19 protein-coding genes are annotated in these 17,261 nt (G+C 72.5%); 8 read left to right on the forward strand and 11 right to left on the reverse strand.

Features of this window, described 5'->3' with window-relative positions; all coding sequences use genetic code 11:
• Positions 1–12 precede the first annotated feature (12 nt).
• Positions 13–1,041, forward strand: a complete 1,029-nt coding sequence (locus tag ELQ39_RS02790; protein WP_242590868.1) for a hypothetical protein — start codon at positions 13–15, stop codon at positions 1,039–1,041.
• Positions 1,042–1,164: 123 nt separating this feature from the next.
• The gene (locus tag ELQ39_RS02795) at positions 1,165–2,544 is read left to right on the forward strand and encodes a S1 family peptidase (RefSeq protein WP_242590869.1); all 1,380 of its coding nucleotides are present in this window, start codon (positions 1,165–1,167) and stop codon (positions 2,542–2,544) included.
• Between the two features lie 57 nt (positions 2,545–2,601).
• On the opposite strand, the gene ELQ39_RS02800 is transcribed toward ELQ39_RS02795, so the two are convergent.
• The 6 genes from ELQ39_RS02800 to ELQ39_RS02825 all read right to left on the reverse strand — a co-directional run bounded on the left by ELQ39_RS02800 (position 2,602) and on the right by ELQ39_RS02825 (position 7,456).
• Complete coding sequence (locus ELQ39_RS02800) at positions 2,602–2,790, reverse strand: hypothetical protein (RefSeq protein WP_190002008.1); 189 nt, start codon at positions 2,788–2,790, stop codon at positions 2,602–2,604.
• Between the two features lie 155 nt (positions 2,791–2,945).
• Positions 2,946–3,641: a L,D-transpeptidase family protein gene (locus ELQ39_RS02805; RefSeq protein WP_242590870.1), complete on the reverse strand. Its 696-nt coding sequence runs from the start codon at positions 3,639–3,641 to the stop codon at positions 2,946–2,948.
• A 167-nt stretch (positions 3,642–3,808) separates the two neighbouring features.
• Positions 3,809–4,606, reverse strand: coding sequence for an SDR family NAD(P)-dependent oxidoreductase (locus tag ELQ39_RS02810; RefSeq protein WP_242590871.1), 798 nt, complete (start codon positions 4,604–4,606; stop codon positions 3,809–3,811).
• An 86-nt stretch (positions 4,607–4,692) separates the two neighbouring features.
• The gene (locus ELQ39_RS02815; RefSeq protein WP_225639861.1) at positions 4,693–5,607 is read right to left on the reverse strand and encodes an SDR family oxidoreductase; all 915 of its coding nucleotides are present in this window, start codon (positions 5,605–5,607) and stop codon (positions 4,693–4,695) included.
• A 134-nt stretch (positions 5,608–5,741) separates the two neighbouring features.
• Positions 5,742–6,371: an MBL fold metallo-hydrolase gene (locus ELQ39_RS02820; protein ID WP_190002004.1), complete on the reverse strand. Its 630-nt coding sequence runs from the start codon at positions 6,369–6,371 to the stop codon at positions 5,742–5,744.
• Complete coding sequence (locus tag ELQ39_RS02825; RefSeq protein ID WP_190002003.1) at positions 6,371–7,456, reverse strand: S-(hydroxymethyl)mycothiol dehydrogenase; 1,086 nt, start codon at positions 7,454–7,456, stop codon at positions 6,371–6,373. The genes ELQ39_RS02820 and ELQ39_RS02825 overlap by 1 nt, the downstream gene beginning before the upstream one ends.
• Positions 7,457–7,599: 143 nt before the next feature.
• Here ELQ39_RS02825 and ELQ39_RS02830 point away from each other — a divergent pair, with 143 nt between their 5' ends.
• Positions 7,600–9,354, forward strand: coding sequence for an ABC transporter ATP-binding protein (locus tag ELQ39_RS02830; RefSeq protein ID WP_242590872.1), 1,755 nt, complete (start codon positions 7,600–7,602; stop codon positions 9,352–9,354).
• Between the two features lie 82 nt (positions 9,355–9,436).
• Here ELQ39_RS02830 and ELQ39_RS02835 read toward each other — a convergent pair whose 3' ends face one another.
• Positions 9,437–9,973 (reverse strand): DUF4240 domain-containing protein, encoded by a 537-nt coding sequence (locus tag ELQ39_RS02835; protein ID WP_242590873.1) that lies wholly within the window; start codon positions 9,971–9,973, stop codon positions 9,437–9,439.
• Between the two features lie 155 nt (positions 9,974–10,128).
• On the opposite strand from ELQ39_RS02835, the gene ELQ39_RS02840 reads away from it, so the two are divergent.
• Positions 10,129–10,494, forward strand: a complete 366-nt coding sequence (locus tag ELQ39_RS02840) for a nuclear transport factor 2 family protein (RefSeq protein ID WP_190002000.1) — start codon at positions 10,129–10,131, stop codon at positions 10,492–10,494.
• Here the strand turns inward: ELQ39_RS02840 and ELQ39_RS02845 are convergent.
• Positions 10,457–11,383, reverse strand: coding sequence for a LysR family transcriptional regulator (locus ELQ39_RS02845; protein ID WP_242590874.1), 927 nt, complete (start codon positions 11,381–11,383; stop codon positions 10,457–10,459). The genes ELQ39_RS02840 and ELQ39_RS02845 overlap by 38 nt on opposite strands.
• 159 nt (positions 11,384–11,542) lie before the next feature.
• Between ELQ39_RS02845 and ELQ39_RS02850 the strand changes: the two genes are divergently transcribed.
• Genes ELQ39_RS02850 through ELQ39_RS02860 form a run of 3 tightly spaced genes read left to right on the forward strand, consistent with a single transcriptional unit; the run spans position 11,543 to position 13,896 of the window.
• A complete protein-coding gene (locus ELQ39_RS02850; RefSeq protein ID WP_242590875.1) occupies positions 11,543–12,556 on the forward strand; it encodes an alcohol dehydrogenase catalytic domain-containing protein in 1,014 nt (337 codons plus the stop codon).
• Positions 12,557–12,592: 36 nt separating this feature from the next.
• Positions 12,593–13,498, forward strand: a complete 906-nt coding sequence (locus tag ELQ39_RS02855; protein WP_225639867.1) for an SDR family oxidoreductase — start codon at positions 12,593–12,595, stop codon at positions 13,496–13,498.
• Positions 13,499–13,521: 23 nt separating this feature from the next.
• Positions 13,522–13,896, forward strand: a complete 375-nt coding sequence (locus ELQ39_RS02860) for a nuclear transport factor 2 family protein (protein WP_190001997.1) — start codon at positions 13,522–13,524, stop codon at positions 13,894–13,896.
• A gap of 48 nt (positions 13,897–13,944) precedes the next feature.
• Here ELQ39_RS02860 and ELQ39_RS02865 read toward each other — a convergent pair whose 3' ends face one another.
• On the reverse strand, positions 13,945–14,679 hold the full coding sequence (locus tag ELQ39_RS02865; RefSeq protein ID WP_242590876.1) for a TetR/AcrR family transcriptional regulator: 735 nt from the start codon (positions 14,677–14,679) through the stop codon (positions 13,945–13,947).
• A gap of 174 nt (positions 14,680–14,853) precedes the next feature.
• Between ELQ39_RS02865 and ELQ39_RS02870 the strand changes: the two genes are divergently transcribed.
• Positions 14,854–16,107: a YncE family protein gene (locus ELQ39_RS02870; protein ID WP_190001996.1), complete on the forward strand. Its 1,254-nt coding sequence runs from the start codon at positions 14,854–14,856 to the stop codon at positions 16,105–16,107.
• Positions 16,108–16,318: 211 nt separating this feature from the next.
• Here the strand turns inward: ELQ39_RS02870 and ELQ39_RS02875 are convergent, their stop codons facing one another.
• Together ELQ39_RS02875 and ELQ39_RS02880 are read right to left on the reverse strand one after the other, a co-directional pair.
• Positions 16,319–16,903, reverse strand: a complete 585-nt coding sequence (locus tag ELQ39_RS02875) for a GNAT family N-acetyltransferase (RefSeq protein WP_242590877.1) — start codon at positions 16,901–16,903, stop codon at positions 16,319–16,321.
• Between the two features lie 101 nt (positions 16,904–17,004).
• Positions 17,005–17,208: an MbtH family protein gene (locus tag ELQ39_RS02880; RefSeq protein WP_043505857.1), complete on the reverse strand. Its 204-nt coding sequence runs from the start codon at positions 17,206–17,208 to the stop codon at positions 17,005–17,007.
• Positions 17,209–17,261 lie beyond the last annotated feature (53 nt).

The following is a 17,261-nucleotide window of genomic DNA, read 5'->3' on the forward strand; positions in this document are numbered from 1 at the left end:
AGGGGGCGTGGTGTGGACCCACATCAGGATTTCAGGGCGCCGCCCGGCGAGGGCCACGGGGCGGTGCGGGAGATCGCCTGCGACGAGTCGGGGTCGGACGGCGAGAACCTGAACGGCGGGAACACCGACGTGTTCGCGCACGCCGGTGTCCACGTCCCCGTCGTGGACGCGGCCCGGGCCCTGCGGGAGATCCGCGGCCGGATCCGTTCCCCCGCCACCGAGTACAAGGCCACCCACCTGCTGCGGGAGAAGCACCGGGCGGTGCTGGAGTGGTTCCTCGCGCCGGGCGGGCCGCTGCACGGCGCGGCCCGCGTGCACCTCACCGAGAAGTCGTTCTTCGTGGTGGACCGGCTGGCCGGTGTGCTGCTCGACGACCCGGGCGCGGCGGCGGAGCTGTACCGCTCGGTACGGGAGGCGCTGGGCGCGGAGGAGCGGCAGCGGTTCCTGTCCGTGGCGAACCGGCTGCTGCGCACCCGCAACGGGGCGGAGCCGGGCTCCTCCGTGCCGCTGTTCTTCGGGACCCTGGACGAGCTGCGCCGGGCGCACGCCGGTACGGACGCGGGCCCGGCGCTGGAGCGGCTGGCGGCGGGGCGCGGGCGGGCCGAGGCCTACCGGGCGGGCCTGCTGGACGGTTCCGCGGTACGCATCCCAGTCCTCAACCCGCTGCTCCCGGCGATCGTCGCCACGGCCGCGTACTGGAGCGGGCCCGGGCGGCGGCCGGTGCGCCTGGTGCACGACCGGCAGAACCTGCTGACGCCCGAGCGCATCACGTGGATCGAGCAGACCGCGCGGCGGTCCGGCGTCGCCCTGGCGGAACTGCGGCTGGTCGTCGCGCGGGACGACCCCCGGGTGCAGCTCGCGGACTTCCTCGCCGGGATCGCCCGCAAGGCGGCCGGAGACGCGCTGCGCGGCAGCGGCGACCCGGAGCTCACGGCGCTGCTGCGTCCGTACGTCGACCCGGCATCCGTGTGGGGCGACGGCCGCACGGCGGTCGCGCTGGGACTGTCCCTGCCCAACTCCCCGGTGGGAACGGGCGACTGAGGGGGACACGGTCCCGCCCGCACTGAACGCGGCGGGCTCCGGAGCCGTATGGACGAGGGGCGCTCTGCTCGAGGGAGGCCTCCGCGGTGCGCGCACCGCGCTGTCGAGGTTCTGGAGCCATGCATGAGGCACGCACGACGACGGGTGGTCCGGCGAGTGACACGGCTGGCGGCTGTCGGCGGACTCCTGCTGGGCGGCACGATGGTCACGCACGCCGTGGCGAGTGAGCCCGGCCCGCCCGACGCCGTCCCGTTTCCCACCGCCTCCCCCGCGGACGCGGACGCGGCCGGTCCGGGCGCCGACCTGGTCCGGCGGCTCGGCACGTCCCGTACGGCGGGCAGCTGGGTCGGCGAGGACGGCAGGACGGTCGTCGCGGTCACGGACGAGGAGGCGGCGGCCGAGGTGAGGGCGGCGGGCGCCGAGCCGAAGAGGGTGCGGCACAGCATGGACGACTTCGACTCCGCGACAAGGACGCTGAGTTCGGCGCCACGGGTGCCCGGCACGGCCTGGATGAAGGACTACCGGTCCAACCAGGTGGTGGTGCGCGGGGACAGCACGGTGTCCGAGGACGACTGGTCGTCGCTCACCGAAGTGGCCGACGGCATCGGCGACTTCGTGCGCATGGAGCGGGTCGGGGGCACGTTCACCACCCGCCTGGCCGGCGGGCTGCCCGTGCTGTCGACGGCGGGCCGCTGCTCGGCCGGGTTCAACGTCACCGACGGGCGGCGGGAGTTCATCCTCACCGCTGGGCACTGCGGGCCGCAGGGGTCGGTGTGGTTCTCCGACGACGGGGGCCGGAAGAAGGTCGGCACCACCGTCGGCGGCAGTTTCCCCGGCGACGACTACTCGCTGATCGCGTACGACGGCGGCAAGGCCGGCGAGAACGCCGGGGTGGTCGCGGTCGGCGGCGGCAAGGGCGTGCGGATCACCGGGGTGGCCGAACCGACGGTGGGACAGCGGATCTTCCGCAGCGGCAGCACCAGCGGGCTGCGCGACGGGGAGGTGACCGCGCTCGACGTGACGGTCAACTACCCGGAGGGGACGGTCGGCGGGCTGATCGAGTCGGACGTCTGCGCGGAGCCGGGGGACAGCGGCGGGCCGATGTTCTCCGAGGGGATCGCGCTCGGCGTCACCTCCGGCGGCAGCGGCGACTGCCGCTCGGGAGGCATCACGTACTTCCAGCCGGTGACGAAGGCGCTGGCGGACCTGGATCTGAAGCTGATCGTGGCGCCCGGGGAGGACGGCGGGAGCCCCTCCCCCGCACCCTCGCAGGCGCAGGGCGTGGCGGCGCCGGACGCGGCCACGCCCGGTTCGTCGACGTCGGTGCGGGGCATCCTGCCGGATCCGTCGACGCTGGTGTCGCGGCTGGCCGACCCGCGGAACGTGGGTCCGGGGCTGCTGGTGATGGGCGGGAGCCTGGTGGCGCTGGTGGCGTCGCGGTGGATCAGGGCCGAGCAGGACCGCAAGGCCTACCGGAGGCAGTACTCGGCGACGTGGGGGTGAGACGGGAAGGGCACCCGTGCGGTCACGGGTGCCCGATCGTGGTGCCGAGGTCGGCCGTCAGGCCGCCTCGGCGGCCTCCTGCGGGAGGGCCGAGGCCCACTCCTGGACCAGGCGCTGGTACTCCTCGCGCTGTTCGACGCTGAGTGTCCCGCCCGACCGGAGCCACAGGGCCCGGATCTCCTCGTTGACCTCGGCAGCCGATCGCTCGGAGGAGGGTTCAACACTGGTGGACATACCGTGAAGCATACGTCCCCCGAGGTGAAGACGCTGTGAGTAATCGCACGCCCATCGGGCATTTCGGACGTGTCGCTGATCACGTCCATCTGCCCTCCAAGGTGGGCGAGTTCACAACGCCGGGGGTGCGGGAGCGCCCGGCCCCGAGGCCGGGCGCCGGGGGGGCCTCAGGTGCCCGGCTTGCGGCCGTACACGTAGACGTCGTCGCCCTTCTTCAGCAGCGACCAGTACTTCTTGGCGGCGGTCTTGGTCATGTTGACGCAGCCGTGGGAGCCGGGCGGGTTCCACATGCTGACGCCGACCGAGTGGAACGCCTGGCCGCCGTCGAAGAACTGGCTGTACGGCATCGGCACGTCGTAGATGGTCGAGACGTGGTTCTTGTTCCGCCAGTAGACCTTCTTGAGGCCGGTGCGGGTCTCGTAGCCGTTGCGTCCGGTGCGCACCGGGACCGGCCCGTAGACGAGTTTCTTGCCGTCCTGGATCCAGCTGAGCTGGAGAGTGAGGTTGACGCAGGCGATGCGCCCCTTGTTGGTGGGGCATTTGCCCGCCTTGTTCGGGTTCTTCCCGACGGCCTTCTGCTTGTTCATCAGGTCCATCACGCCCCAGGTCACGGGGCCGGCGTACCCGATGTTGGGCCTGATGCCGTGCTTGTTCTGGAAGGCCCGGATGGCCTTGCAGTCGGCGGCGGACTGCTTGCCGTCGACCGGGCGGCCGAGGAACTTCTCGACCTTCTTCTGGTACGGCCCCGCCGACGTGGTGCAACTGGCGGCCTGGGCCGGCGTCGCACCGATCGCGAGCGTGAGCGGAGCCACCAGAGCGGTGACCCCCAGGGCGACGGCACCCCGTCTTCTCAAGTCCCCCATGGTCCGTACTGCCTCTCCCGCGGGAACGTGCGCTGGACCGCGCACTCTGCCAGGTAGACGGCGAACGAGGGAAATCGGTTGTACGCGCGACCGGACCGTTATGTCCGTCGCGGCGGGCGCTTCGGTATGAGGCGCGTCACACGACGTCGCGCGGGGTGCGGGGCCGCTCACCGTCCGGTGTGGTCCATGGCCCGGTGGAAGCCGTGGTTGACGGCCGTGATGCCGCCGTCGACGACCAGGGTGGTGCCGGTGATCCAGGCCGCGTCACCGGACGCGAGGAAGGTCACGGCCGCCGCGACGTCCTCCGGCTCGCCGATCCGGCGCAGCGGGTAGACCTGGGAGACCGCCGCCAGGTCGTCGTCCCGGCCGTCCCAGGCGCGGGTGCGGATCGTGCCCGGCGCGACGAGGTTGACCCGGACGCCCCGGGGCCCCGCGTGGCCAGCGAGGGTGCGGGTGAGGGAGACCAGGCCGGCCTTGGCGGCGCTGTAGGCGTGGTTGCCGAAGTCCTGGAACCCGTTGACCGAGCCGACGGTGACGATCGCACCCCGGCCGGACGCCTCCAGGTGCGGCAGGGCGGCGCGGCAGCAGCGGTAGGCGCCGGTGAGGGTGACGTCCAGGTCCGCCGCCCACTCCTCCTCCGGCTCGTCCTCGAAGCGGGCGGCGTCCGGGGTGCAGTGCGCGGCGTTGTTCACCAGCACGTCCAGCGAGCCGAAGCGGCGCACGGCGTGGGCGACCGCCGCCTCCACCGACGCCCGGTCGGCCACGTCGCAGGCGACGGCCTCCGCCGCGAGTCCCCGGTCGCGCAGGAGCACCGCCGTGTGCTCCCCCGCCTCCGGGTCGGCGTCCGCGATCAGGACGCGCGCGCCCTCCTCGGCGAACCGTGACGCGGTGGCGGCGCCGATGCCGCGCGCCGCCCCGGTGATGAGAACCCCGTACCCCGCGAATCGCCCTGTGTCCGTCGTCATGGGGCGACGGTAGCCGCCCGGACGATCACCGCGGCAAGTGCTTTTCCGGCTCGCCGGCCCTCAGGACGTGCGGGTGCCCGGGTGGGTCAGCGGTAACCGGTGACGTCGGCCGGGCGGCCTGCGTCCTGCACCTCGACCTGGTAGCGCCAGGCGTCGGGGCGGCTGCCGTCGAGGTCGGTGAAGCCGTACTCCCTGGCGAGGCTCCCGCTGGACAGGGACGCGCCGTTGAAGCGGGCCACGCCGGGGTCGGCGGCGAGCGCGGCGACGGCGCGGCCCACGTAGCGCGGGGTCTCGGAGATGGCGAAGTGCGGCACCTTCTCCAGCGCGTCGCGCCAGTTGTCCTCCCGCACCCCGAAGTGGTCGAGCATGATCTCGGAGCGCATCCAGCCGGGGGTGAGGGCGACGGCGGTGGCGCCGCGCGGGCCGAGTTCGTGACCGAGGGCGAACGCCATGCGCAGCACCGAGGACTTGGCGAGATCGTAGAAGAAGGAGACCCGGTAGTGGTCGCGGTTGTAGTCCGCCGTGCCGTCGGTGACCTCGACGACCAGTCCGCCCGGGTGGCGCAGCAGCAGCGGCAGGGCGTGGTGGCTGGTGATCGCGTGGGTCTCCACGGCGAGGCGCAGCAGCCGCAGTCCCTTGTCGAGGTCGTGCTCCCAGACGGGCGCGTCCCAGTCGAAGAGCGTCTCGCCGCCCCAGATGTCGTTGACCAGGACGTCGAGCCGGCCCTGTTCGGCGGCGATCCGGTCGACGAGGGCCCTCACCTGTGCCGGGTCCAGGTGGTCGGTGGGGACGGCGACACCCCGGCCGCCCGCCTCGGTGACCAGGTCGGCGGTGTCCTCGATCGTCTCGGGCCGGTCGTACTCGGAGCGGCGGGCCCGGGTGGTGCGGCCCGTGACGTACACCGTGGCGCCCGCCGCGCCGAGTTCCACGGCGATGCCCCGTCCCGCTCCCCGGGTCGCCCCGGCCACCAGTGCGACCTTGTCCCGCAACGGCTGTGTCATTTCCGGCCTCCTGTGCCTCGATCCGTCGTACGACGACGAGCCTGACGGGTAAGCCGGACATCCTCTGTCGCCTTTTCCGCGGTGAGGGCCGTGGTGTCACCCGGACGCCGGTACGCCCGGGTGACACCGTCTCCTCAGTGGCCCCGGGCGATCCACTCGTCCAGGTGCGGGGCCTCTGCGCCGATGGTGGTCGGGTCGCCGTGGCCGGTGAGCACCTTGGTCTCGGGCGGCAGGGTGAGCAGCCGGTCCCGGATGGAGTCGATGATCGTCGGGAAGTGCGAGAAGGAGCGGCCGGTGGCGCCGGGCCCGCCCTGGAAGAGTGTGTCGCCCGTGAACACGGTGCCGAGACCCGGGTCGTACAGGCAGACCGCGCCCGGTGCGTGGCCCGGGGTGTGCAGCACGGTGAGGTCGGCGCCGCCGGCCTCGACGACCAGTCCGTCGGCCAGCCAGGCGTCGGGGTCGCGGTCCGGGTGGGTCTGCTTCCACAGCTGCAGGTCGTCGGGGTGCAGCCAGATCGTGGCGCCGGTGCGCTCGGCGAGGGCGGGAGCGGCGTCGATGTGGTCGTTGTGGGCGTGGGTGCAGACGATGGCGGTCAGACGCCGGTCGCCCACCGCCTCGGCGATGGCGTCGGCGTCGTGGGCGGCGTCGATGACGACGGCCTCATGGTCGTCGCCGACGATCCACACGTTGTTGTCGACGTCCCAGGTGCCGCCGTCGAGGCTGAACTGGCCGGAGGTGACGAGGCGTTCGATGCGGGCGGTCATCACAGCACCACCACCGAGCGCAGCACGTCGCCGCGGTGCATCCGCTCGAACGCCTTCTCCACCTCGTCCAGGGCGATGGTCTCGGTGACGAACGCGCCGAGGTCCAGGCGGCCCTGGAGGTGCAGGTCGATCAGCATCGGGAAGTCGCGGGACGGCAGACAGTCGCCGTACCAGGAGGACTTGAGGGCGCCGCCGCGGCCGAAGACGTCCAGCAGCGGCAGCTCGATCTTCATGTCCGGGGTGGGCACGCCGACCAGGACGACCGTGCCGGCCAGGTCGCGGGCGTAGAACGCCTGCCGATAGGTCTCGGGACGGCCGACGGCCTCGATGACGACGTCGGCGCCGAAACCGCCGGTGAGGTCGCGGATCGCCTCGACGGGGTCGGCCGTACGGGAGTTGACGGTGTGGGTGGCGCCCATGGAGCGGGCGGTCTCCAGCTTGCGGTCGTCGATGTCCACGGCGATGATCCTCGCCGCTCCGGCCAGCCGGGAGCCGGCGATCGCCGCGTCGCCGACGCCGCCGCAGCCGATGACGGCGACCGAGTCGCCGCGGCCCACGTTGCCGGTGTTGATCGCGGCTCCGATGCCGGCCATCACGCCGCAGCCGAGCAGCCCGGCGACCTGAGCGGACACCGCCGGGTCGACCTTGGTGCACTGTCCGGCGGCGACCAGGGTCTTCTCCGCGAAGGCGCCGATGCCGAGGGCCGGGGAGAGCTCGGTCCCGTCGGTGAGGGTCATCTTCTGCCGCGCGTTGTGCGTGTCGAAGCAGTACCAGGGGCGCCCGCGCAGACAGGCGCGGCAATGACCGCACACCGCACGCCAGTTGAGGATCACGAAGTCCCCGGGCCGCACGTCGGTGACGTCGTCGCCCACCGACTCGACGACGCCCGCGGCCTCGTGGCCGAGGAGGAAGGGGAAGTCGTCGTTGATGCCGCCCTGTTTGTAGTGGAGGTCCGTGTGGCACACCCCGCAGGCCTGGACGCGTACGACCGCCTCGCCGGGTCCCGGGTCGGGTACGACGACCGTCTCGATCCGTACCGGCTCGTCCTTGCCGGGTGCGATCACGCCGCGTACTTCCTGCGCCATGCTGCTGACTCCTTCGTCGGCCTGGTCCGTCTCCCCCGTCGTCTCCCGACCCTACGCGGGAACGATCGGCTCCGCCGCCCGCCGTGCGGTGCGTCCGCCCGGGCGACGTAGCCTGAACATCCGTCCGACGCCGAGGGGGGCATGTGAGCATCACCAAGGACCGGTCCGGCGCGCCGGCCTGGCCGCTGCTGCTGTCGTACGTGCGGCCGCATCGCTGGGCGCTGCTGGGCGGCGCGCTGCTGTCGCTGGTGACGGGGGCGACGGGGCTGGCGCTGCCGCTGGTGGCGCGGGAGCTGATCGACGACCTCACGCACGACCGGGCCGTCACCGGGACGCTGCTGCTGATGTCGGCGCTGGTGATCGGCAACACGGTGCTGGGCGCGGTGGGTTCGTACGTGCTGAGGCGCGCGGCGGAGTCGGTGGTGCTGGGGGCGCGGCGCACGCTGTCGTCGTACCTGCTGCGGCTGCGGATCGCCGCCGTGGACCGGACCGAGCCGGGGGATCTGATGGCCCGGATCACCTCCGACACCACGCTGCTGCGGGAGGTGACGACCGACTCGTTGATCGGGCTGGGCACGGGCGGGCTCACGCTGCTCGCCACCGTGGCGCTGATGGGCTGGGCGGAGCCGGTGCTGCTGGCGGTGACGCTGGGCGTGCTCGCGCTGGCGGGGACCCTGCTCGGGGTGGTCGTGCCGCGGATCCGGCGGGCGTCGAAGCAGGCGCAGGACGCGGTGGGCGTGATGGGGGCGTCGCTGGAGCGGGTGCTGGGAGCGCTGCGCACGGTGAAGGCGTCCGGGGCCGAGCCGCGGGAGGAGCGGACGCTGCACGAGGCGGCGCGCGAGTCGTGGCGGATGAGCGTGCGGGCCGCCAAGTGGTCGGCGGCGGCGGGGAACACGGCGGGGCTGGCGATGCAGCTCGCGTTCATCACGGTCCTCGCGGTGGGCGGGGCGCGAGTGGCGACCGGGGCCATCGACATCGGGACGCTGGTGGCGTTCCTGCTGTTCGTGTTCTATCTGATGGCGCCGATCTCGCAGGTCGTGGGCGCGGTCACGCAGTACCAGGCGGGCAGTGCCGCGCTCGCCCGCATCCAGGAGGCGCTGCGGCTGCCCGCCGAACCGGCCGCGCCGCCCGCCGCGTTGCCGTCGCCCGGCGCCGCGCCGGCGGCAGTCGCCTTCGAGGACGTGCGGTTCCGCTACGCCGAGGATCTGCCGTACGTCCATCACGGCGTGACGTTCTCCGTGCCCCCTCAAGGGCTGACGGCGTTCGTCGGCCCGTCCGGCGCGGGCAAGACGACGGTGTTCTCGCTCATCGAGCGGTTCTACGACCCCGAGTCCGGTGTGATCACCGTCGACGGGCGGGACCTCGCGGACTGGGATCTGCCGGAGCTGCGGGCCGCCATCGGGTACGTCGAGCAGGACGCGCCCGTGCTGTCGGGTTCTCTCAGGGACAACCTGCTGCTGGGCAACCCGGACGCGGGCGAGGACGCGCTGACGCGGGTGCTGAGGACGACCCGGCTGGACGGTCTGGCCGCCCGCCTGCCCCAAGGGCTCGACACCCTCGTCGGCCACCGTGGCACCAAGCTGTCCGGCGGCGAACGCCAGCGGGTCGCCATCGCCCGCGCCCTGCTCCGGCGCCCGCGCCTCCTCCTGCTCGACGAGGCCACCTCGCAGCTGGACGCGGTGAACGAGGCGGCACTGCGGGACACGGTCGCGGACGTCGCCCGCACGACGACGGTGCTGGTGGTGGCCCACCGCCTCTCCACGGTGACGGCGGCGGACCGGATCGTGGTGATGGACGCGGGGCGGGTACGGGCGGTGGGGACGCACAGGGAACTGGTGGCGTCGGATCCGTTGTACGGGGAGCTGGCGGCTACGCAGTTCTTGGCCACGGCGGGCTGAGAGGCGCCCGGGACGCGGGACTGTTCCCCCCCCTGCCCCGAGGGCGCTCCCCGCCCCGTTGCCCGGTGAGCGTGCCTCTCGCTCACCCCAGGTGGAGGGCCGCCAGGCGCGGCAGTCGGCGTGTCATCTCGGCATGGTCGTCGAAGTCGAAGTTCCAGGTGGGGTCCAGCTCCGGGCGGCGGACGACGAACGCGTCGGTGGGGAGTTGCCGGCCGGTCGCCCGGATGTGGGCGTTCCAGGCGATGCTCAGCACCTCCTCGCACTCCAGGTCGTGTCCGTCGGCCGCCGAGGCGCGCACGACGGGCAGGTCCGCCAGGGCGTCGGGGCCGGCGACCGCGCGGCCGAAGACCTCGCGCCCCTGCGTGATCAGCCGGCCACGGAAGTAGTCGAAGCCGTCGTCGGAGCAGCCGCCGTTGATCAGGTAGGCGGCGGCCCACAGGGGGTTCGTGCAGGAGTCCGCCATCAGGTCCCACAGCACCTGCTGGGCCCCGACGATCTCCTCGGCCGGCCGTGTCGCCAGTCGCTCGGTCGCCCGGTGGGCGACGTCCTGGGCGTCGTCCGGGTGGCGTGCCTGGTCACGGGCCGCCTCGACGAGCTGCCAGAACTGCTGTCCGTTCATGCGGCGCAGCATCCCACCCGGTGCTGACAACGAGCCCGTCGCGCCCCGCCGGCCAGGCGTCGCGCTTGCCCCGGCCCGTCCGGGGGAGGACGCTCGTAGGTGAGGCCTGCGAGGCCTGGTTCCGGGCCCGCGGCCTTTCGAGGAGGTGGGTCATCATGACGACCGCGGCACAGCCCGTGTTCGGTACCGACACCCTGCGGCGGGGCGTCGAGGCGGACACGCCGGACATGCTGAAGTCGCTCTACGCGGACGACGCGGAGCTGCGCGTCGTGGATCACGTCAGCGGGCCGAGCCACCCGAAGGTGCTGCACGGCAAGGACGAGATCGCCGCGATGCTGGACGACGTCTACAGCCGCGACATGACGCACGCGCTGGAGGCGTGCGTCGTGCAGGGCGATCACGCCGCCTACTGCGAGAGCTGCGTCTACCCGGACGGCGTGCGGGTGCTCTCGGAGTCCATGCTGACGTTGCGCGACGGCAAGATCACGGGGCAGGTGCTGATCCAGGCGTGGGACGAGTGACGTCGACGGCCGTCGTCCTCGTCGCGTCGACGAAGGTCTCGACGAGCGGGGACGGGCGGTCGCCGTCCCAGGCGAGCGCGACCGTGCCGGGGGGCACGTCCGCGAGCGGAACGTAGGCGATGTCGGGGCGCGGGAAGACCGCCGCGACCGACTCCGGCACCATCACCACGCCGCTGCCGGCCCGGACGTACGCCAGGATCTCCTCCATGTCGTGCACGTCCGGGCCGCGCAGCCACCGCGTGCCGTCGGGGCGGGGGTCGGCGTTCCAGACGGCGGACCATGCCGGGGACGCGCCCGCGTAATGCAGCAGAGGTTCGTCGGCGAGGGCGCGCAGCCCGACCGTGTCCTCGCCGGCCAGGGGGTGCCGTACGGGAAGGACCGCACAGAGCCCCTCCTGGTACAGCGGCAGCACCCTCAGCCGGTCCGCGTCGACGGGCAGGCGCACGAAGCCGACGTCGGCGGTGCCGTCGAGCAGGTCCGCCGACTGGCTCCACCACCGCAGCCGGACCAGTTCGATGCGCACCTCCGGCTCCCGCGCGGAGAACGCGTGCAGCGGCGCGGTGATGTCGGAGCTGAGCATGAAGCCGACCTTGAGCACGCCCTCGCCCGCCGCGATCCGCCGGGCGCGGTTCTGCGCGGCGCGGGCGGCGGCCAGCAGTTCCCGGGAGTCCTGGAGGAACTGCTCGCCCGCGGGCGTCAGCGCGACCTCCCGGCTGCTGCGCCGGAACAGGGACACGCCGAGGTCGTGCTCCAGCTGCTGGATCTGCCGCGACAGCGCGGGCTGGGTGACGTGCAGGGCGGCGGCCGCCTGCCCGAAGTGCAGACGCTCGGCGACGGCGACGAAGGAGCGCAGCCGGCGCAGGTCCAGATCCGTCCGTCCGCCGTCCATGCCGCCTTCTCCCCTGCTGCCTGCACCGATGTCCTGACGTCATCGTAGGCACCGAAGCAAGCATTGGACCTGCGGGAAACCCCAGGTCACGCTGGTTACGTACCGCGGGCGGCAGCGATCCTCCGCCCGCCCCTCCCCCTCTCTCCCGGAGTGTTCGTCATGATGCGTGCCGCCGTCGCCGTCGGGGCAGGGGCCCCGCTCGCCCTGCAGGACCTGGAGGTGCCCGAACCGGGTCCGGGCGAGGTGCTCGTCAAGGTCACCGCGTGCGGGGTCTGCTTCACCGACCTGAACCTGTTGCGCGGTCACTATCCGTTCGCCCGCTTCCCGGTCGTGCCGGGCCACGAGATCACCGGCGTGGTCGCGGCCGTCGGCCCCGGCGTCACCTTCCCGGAGGTCGGGACGGCCGTGGGCGGGCAGTTCCTGTACGACTCGTGCGGTCACTGCGACTACTGCGTCCGCGGCGACCAGATCCTCTGCCCGCGCAAGGTGATCACCGGCATCGTCGCCGACGGCGGCTACGCCCCGTACGTGCTGATGAAGTCCGGCTTCGTCACCCCGCTGCCGGACGGGCTCGACCCGGTGGCCGCCGCGCCGCTGATGTGCGCCGGGCTGACCGCGTTCAACGGGCTGCGCCAGGGCGGGCTGCGGGCCGGTTCCCGCGTCGCCGTGGTGGGCGCCGGAGGCGTGGGCGCGCTGGCCGTGCGGTACGCCGTCGCCATGGGGGCGCGGGTCGCCGTGATCGGCCGGTCCCGGCGCGGCGAGGACGCGGCGAAGGCGCTGGGCGCGGAACTCTTCGTCGCGGCGCAGGAGTCGGACCCGGCGAAGGCGCTCAAGGAGTGGGACGGCGGCGCGGACCTCGTGCTGAACGCCTCCCCGTCGACCGAGGCGGCCACGGCGACGCTGGGCGGACTCGCCCCGGACGGCAGTCTGATGCTGTGCGGCTACGGTCCCGAGCCGCTGGTGCTGCCGACCCAGCCGATGATCCTCAACCGGCTGCGGGTGGGCGCCTCCCCGTCCGGCTCGCCGCACGACCTGCGCGACACCCTGGCCTTCTCGGCCTCCCACGACATCCTCCCGGACGTCACGCCGATCGGCCTGGAGGAGGCCCCGGCCACGCTGGAGGCGATGGACGCCGGCACGGCACGCGGCCGCAGCGTCATCGTCTTCCCCTGACGCCCTGACCTCCCCCTCCCTCGGACGGAGCACCTCATGTCCTCCCACGTCATTCTGATCACCGGCGCGTCCAGCGGATTCGGCGCGCTGACCGCCCGGGCCCTGGCCGACGCCGGGCACACCGTCTACGCCGGGATGCGGCAGACCACCGGCCGCAACGCCGCGGCCGTCGCCGACGCACGCGCCTACGCCGAGGAGCACGGCGTCGACCTGCGCACCGTCGAACTCGACGTCTCCCGGCAGGAGTCGGTGGACGCGGCCGTCGCGGCGGTCACCGAGGAGGCGGGCCGCGTCGACGTGGTCGTGCACAACGCCGGGCACATGGTGCTCGGCCCCGCCGAGTCGTTCACCCCGGAGCAGCTCGCCGAGATCTACGACACCAACGTGCTCTCCACGCAGCGGGTCAACCGCGCGGTGCTGCCCCGGATGCGGGAGCGCCGGGACGGGCTGCTCGTCTGGGTGGGCTCCTCCAGCACCTACGGCGGGACGCCCCCGTACCTCGCCCCGTACTTCGGCGCCAAGGCGGCGATGGACCACCTGGCGAAGAGCTACGCCGTCGAGCTGTCCCGGTTCGGCATCGACACGTCGATCGTGGTGCCCGGTTCCTTCACCTCCGGCACGAACCACTTCGCGCACGCGATGCACCCCGCTGACACGGCGACGGCCGAGGCGTACGACGAGCTGTACGAGGGGCTGATGGACGACGTCGGCAAGCGGCTCGCGGCTCTCGCGCCGCCGGACGCGGACGCCGGGGAGGTCGCCCGCACGATCGTGGCGGTCGTCGACGCCCCCAAGGGGCAGCGCCCGTTCCGCGTGACGATCGACCCGGCGGACGACGGCTCGGAACAGGTCAGCGACGTCGCCGACCGGATCCGCGCCGGCTTCTACGACCGCATCGGCTTCCCCGACCTCCTCACCACCCGGACAGCGGCCGGGACGTGAGACAGGCTGGTATGACTGGGTGCATGCATGCAGACACCGCCCAGTCGGCCATCGACACGTTCATCTCGGCGTTCAACGCCTCCGACGACGCCTACGTGACCTCGCTGCTGTCACAGGCGCTCACCTCGGACGTGGTTCTCTGGGGTCCGCTCGGCCGCAGCGAGGGCATCGAGGCGGTGGAGCGGTTCGTGCTGGACATCCGGCGGCACCCGGCCGGACCGGGCACGATGGTCCGCTGTTCGGGGGTGGACATGCCGGACGAGTGGGCGCGGTACCAGTGGGTGTTCACCACTCCGGACGGCGGTCCCCGGCTCGCCGGGACCGACGTCGTCCACCTGCGGCGGGGACTGATCGACCAGATGATCGTCTTCGCGGGGGACCTCGCGCCGACCGCCTGACTCCGTCGACCTGCCGGAGTTACTCGACGCCGGCCGGTTGACGCCGGGTCAAGCGGTCGGCGCGGGCACGTCCGGTGCGTCCGGCGGTCCCGGCGCATCCGCCGCAGTCGGCCTCCCCGGTGTCTGTGGTGTCTCCGGTGTCTCCGGTGGACGCAGGATGGCCAGCAGCTGGCGGACCAGTTCGTCGACGACCTCGTCGAGGGTGGCCTCGACCCATCCCGCGTTCCAGTCGTGCAGCAGCCCGTTGACGCTGCCGATGAATCCGGTCGCGGCGAGGCGGTGGTCGCGGGGCGCGGCCTCGCCGCGGACGACGGCCGCGTCCGCCTCGGCGCAGATGAGGTCGACCCAGCGGGCCCGGCGGGCCAGCCGCTGTTCCTCCAGACGCGGGCTCACCCCGATGATCTCGACGAAGGCGATGCGGATGCGGCGCGGGTCGCGGGTGACGTCGGCGGCGTAGGCGCGGAAGATCGCCGCGGCGCGCTCGGCGAGCGGCGCGTCCGCCGTCCGGGCCGCCGCGTCGAGCACCGCCGCCTCGGCCCAGTCGTTGACCTTGAGGTGCAGGGCGGCGAGGACGTCCTCCAGGGAGCGGAACTCCTCGTAGAACTGGCGGGTGGACAGTCCGGCGGCCTCGCTGAGGGCGGCGACGGTGGTGTTCCGGTAGCCGGGTCCGGCGCCGAAGAGTTCGAGGGCCGCGTCGAGGAAGCGGCGGCGCCGCTCGGCCTTCCGCTCCTCGGCGGACTTCCCGGCGTACCGGCCGCTGGGTGCGCTCAGTCTGCCCGCCACCGGTTCTCCTCTCCCCGCGCCCGGCAATTTTGTCGTGTCCGCGGTCTTGTGGAGAACCCCCGACCGTCCTTACTTTTCAGTAAGTTCAATCTGAAAGCACGCCTGTTCAGATTCACCTCCCTCCGTTTGGCATGTCCCGATCATGGCGCCCCCACCCGCAGAGGAGACCCCGCCATGCCGATCCGCAGCAGGCATCTGTGCACCCTCGCCGCCGCCGTCGCCCTGACCCTCACCGCACCCGGCGCCGTGGCGAGCGCCGCCGGACAGGCTCCCTCCGCGGACCTGCGGGAGGTGCTGTTCGTGGGCAACAACTGGGACGGCACCGCCGACGTCATCGAGTCCGGCGGTGACTTCGGACGGATCGGCCGGATCAACGTGATCCCCGACAAGGACCGGCGGATGGCGGAGATCAGCGCCAACCCGATCCGCTGGATCTACTTCATGGCCATCCGCAACACCGTCGGCGAGGGCCACGACCAGTACGTCGACGACATGTACTCCACCCCGGACGGCACCTCGGTGGTGGTCTCCCGGCCCAGCTTCGCGGACGTCGTCTCCCTCGACCTGGCCACCGGACGCGTCAACTGGCGCTTCCCGGTGTCCGGTTACCGCTCCGACCACATGGCGGTCTCCCCCGACGGCACGCGCGTCGCCGTCTCCGCCTCGACGTCCAACACCGTGCACGTCCTGGACATCGCCACCGGCAAGGAGGTCGGCACGTTCAAGACCGGGGACAAGCCGCACGAGAACGTGTTCAGCCGGGACGGCCGCTACATCTGGAACATGTCCATCGGCGAGGTGAACACCGACCTGGACGCGCCCTGGCTGGACTGGACGAAGGGCGACCGCAGGATCACGGTCGCCGACGCCCGGACGTTCGAGCAGGTCAAGGTGATCGACATGCGGGAGCGGCTGGACGCGGCCGGTTTCAAGGAGTACTCGGACGCGGTCCGCCCCGCCGCCTTCTCCCCCGACGAGTCGAAGCTGTACTTCCAGGTGTCGTTCTTCAACGGCTTCTTCGAGTACGACGTCGCGAGCGACCGGATCAGCCGCGTGAAGACCCTGCCGAAGAACCCGGCCACCAGCGAGGACCGCACCACCTGGGTCAACGACTCGCGCCACCACGGCATCACCATGAAGCCCGACGGCGCCAAGCTGTGCGTGGCCGGCACCATGGACGACTACGCGACCGTGGTCGACCGTGACACCTTCGAGCACGGCCCGCTGGTCCCCGTGTCCAAGCCGTACTGGGCGACGGTCAGCGGCGACGGAAAGCACTGCGTGGTCTCCGAGAGCGGCGCCGACCGGGTCACCGCCATCGACTTCGCGACCGGCGGGAAAACCGTGTCCGTCCCGGTCGGCGACCACCCCCAGCGGGTGCGGCTCGGGCAGGTGCGGGAGGGCTGGACCGGCCCGTCGGACGGCTGACCCGCCCCGCACCCGGGTGGCCGACGGTCCTGAACCGCCCGTCCACCGCTCGAATCCCTCCGGGATGTGTGAGTCCCGCGGGCAGGGGTAGACGCCACGTATCACCTCCGATCGATGGAAGGGGGTCCGTGGAAGAGTCGCATCACTCGCAGCGCCCGGGCCGTTTCCACCGAAGCGAAGCGGCCCGGACCGTCCGCGCGGCGGCCGGCCGTCATTCCGGGTGCTGATCCGATCCGTGCGACGGCGCCTCGAGGTGGCTTCCGGACGGCGGACCCTCGTGGTCGTACGCGTCCGTCGTCGAGATGACCAGCAGCTTCGTGACGGTGCCGTCGTCGCCGGTCACGTCCCGTACGTGGCGGAAGCCCAGGCGGCGGCACATGGCCAGGCTGGGGGTGTTGTCGGCGCCGACCATGCCGTAGACCTCCTTCAGGCCCAGGTCGTCGGCGGCGTGGCGCAGCAGACCGCGGACCACTTCAGTGCCCAGCCCCCGGCCCCAGTACGGAGGCGCGAGGGCGGCGATCAGCTCGTGTCCGTCGACATTGCCCGTCTTCTTCACCTCCGCGTGTCCGACGAAGGTCTCCCCCTGCCACACCCCCCACACGTCGAACAGGCGTTGCGGGTAGATGTCGGTGAGGATGGCGCGGAACAGCGTGCGGATGTCCGCCTCGGGCACGCGTTCCTGGCCCATCCAGCGGCAGACCTGCTCGTCGCGCAGCAGCTCCACGAAGGCGTCCTCGTCCTGAGGGCGGTAGGGGCGGAACGTGAGTCGTTCGGTGTGCACGACCGGTGTGGTCATCAAGGCTCCTCGGGACATGCGGGGAGGACGGCGGACCGGGCCGGGGCAGGCGGCAGTGGGACGCCCCCCGGCCCGGTCCTCCCTTCCTCCGCGCGGGTGCGTCAGGCTTCGGCGTTCTCCATGCGCTCCCGCAGGCTGCGGGGACGCATGTCGGTCCATACCTCGTCGACGTAGGCGGAGCACTCCGCCTCCGTGCCCTCCTTGCCGACGGGCTGCCAGCCGGCGGGCACCTCGATGTCGACGGGCCACAGCGAGTACTGCTCCTCGTCGTTGCGCAGCACCTGGTAGCGGGTGTTCTCGTCCATGTCCGGCTGTCTCGCTCTCTCGGTCGGTGATCGGGTGGTGGAAGGGGGCTGGG

The organism is Streptomyces sp. GB4-14, assembly GCF_022696125.1.
GTDB classification, from domain to species: domain Bacteria; phylum Actinomycetota; class Actinomycetes; order Streptomycetales; family Streptomycetaceae; genus Streptomyces; species Streptomyces werraensis.

Excerpts from the sequence above, each read along its gene's own strand:
- ELQ39_RS02795 (WP_242590869.1), top strand. The coding sequence starts at position 1,165 with ATGAGGCACGCACGACGACGGGTGGTCCGGCGAGTGACACGGCTGGCG.
- ELQ39_RS02800 (WP_190002008.1), bottom strand. The coding sequence starts at position 2,790 with ATGCTTCACGGTATGTCCACCAGTGTTGAACCCTCCTCCGAGCGATCG.
- ELQ39_RS02805 (WP_242590870.1), bottom strand. The coding sequence starts at position 3,641 with ATGGGGGACTTGAGAAGACGGGGTGCCGTCGCCCTGGGGGTCACCGCT.
- ELQ39_RS02810 (WP_242590871.1), bottom strand. The coding sequence starts at position 4,606 with ATGACGACGGACACAGGGCGATTCGCGGGGTACGGGGTTCTCATCACC.
- ELQ39_RS02815 (WP_225639861.1), bottom strand. The coding sequence starts at position 5,607 with ATGACACAGCCGTTGCGGGACAAGGTCGCACTGGTGGCCGGGGCGACC.
- ELQ39_RS02820 (WP_190002004.1), bottom strand. The coding sequence starts at position 6,371 with ATGACCGCCCGCATCGAACGCCTCGTCACCTCCGGCCAGTTCAGCCTC.
- ELQ39_RS02825 (WP_190002003.1), bottom strand. The coding sequence starts at position 7,456 with ATGGCGCAGGAAGTACGCGGCGTGATCGCACCCGGCAAGGACGAGCCG.
- ELQ39_RS02835 (WP_242590873.1), bottom strand. The coding sequence starts at position 9,973 with ATGAACGGACAGCAGTTCTGGCAGCTCGTCGAGGCGGCCCGTGACCAG.
- ELQ39_RS02840 (WP_190002000.1), top strand. The coding sequence starts at position 10,129 with ATGACGACCGCGGCACAGCCCGTGTTCGGTACCGACACCCTGCGGCGG.
- ELQ39_RS02845 (WP_242590874.1), bottom strand. The coding sequence starts at position 11,383 with ATGGACGGCGGACGGACGGATCTGGACCTGCGCCGGCTGCGCTCCTTC.
- ELQ39_RS02850 (WP_242590875.1), top strand. The coding sequence starts at position 11,543 with ATGATGCGTGCCGCCGTCGCCGTCGGGGCAGGGGCCCCGCTCGCCCTG.
- ELQ39_RS02855 (WP_225639867.1), top strand. The coding sequence starts at position 12,593 with ATGTCCTCCCACGTCATTCTGATCACCGGCGCGTCCAGCGGATTCGGC.
- ELQ39_RS02860 (WP_190001997.1), top strand. The coding sequence starts at position 13,522 with ATGCATGCAGACACCGCCCAGTCGGCCATCGACACGTTCATCTCGGCG.
- ELQ39_RS02870 (WP_190001996.1), top strand. The coding sequence starts at position 14,854 with ATGCCGATCCGCAGCAGGCATCTGTGCACCCTCGCCGCCGCCGTCGCC.
- ELQ39_RS02875 (WP_242590877.1), bottom strand. The coding sequence starts at position 16,903 with ATGACCACACCGGTCGTGCACACCGAACGACTCACGTTCCGCCCCTAC.
- ELQ39_RS02880 (WP_043505857.1), bottom strand. The coding sequence starts at position 17,208 with ATGGACGAGAACACCCGCTACCAGGTGCTGCGCAACGACGAGGAGCAG.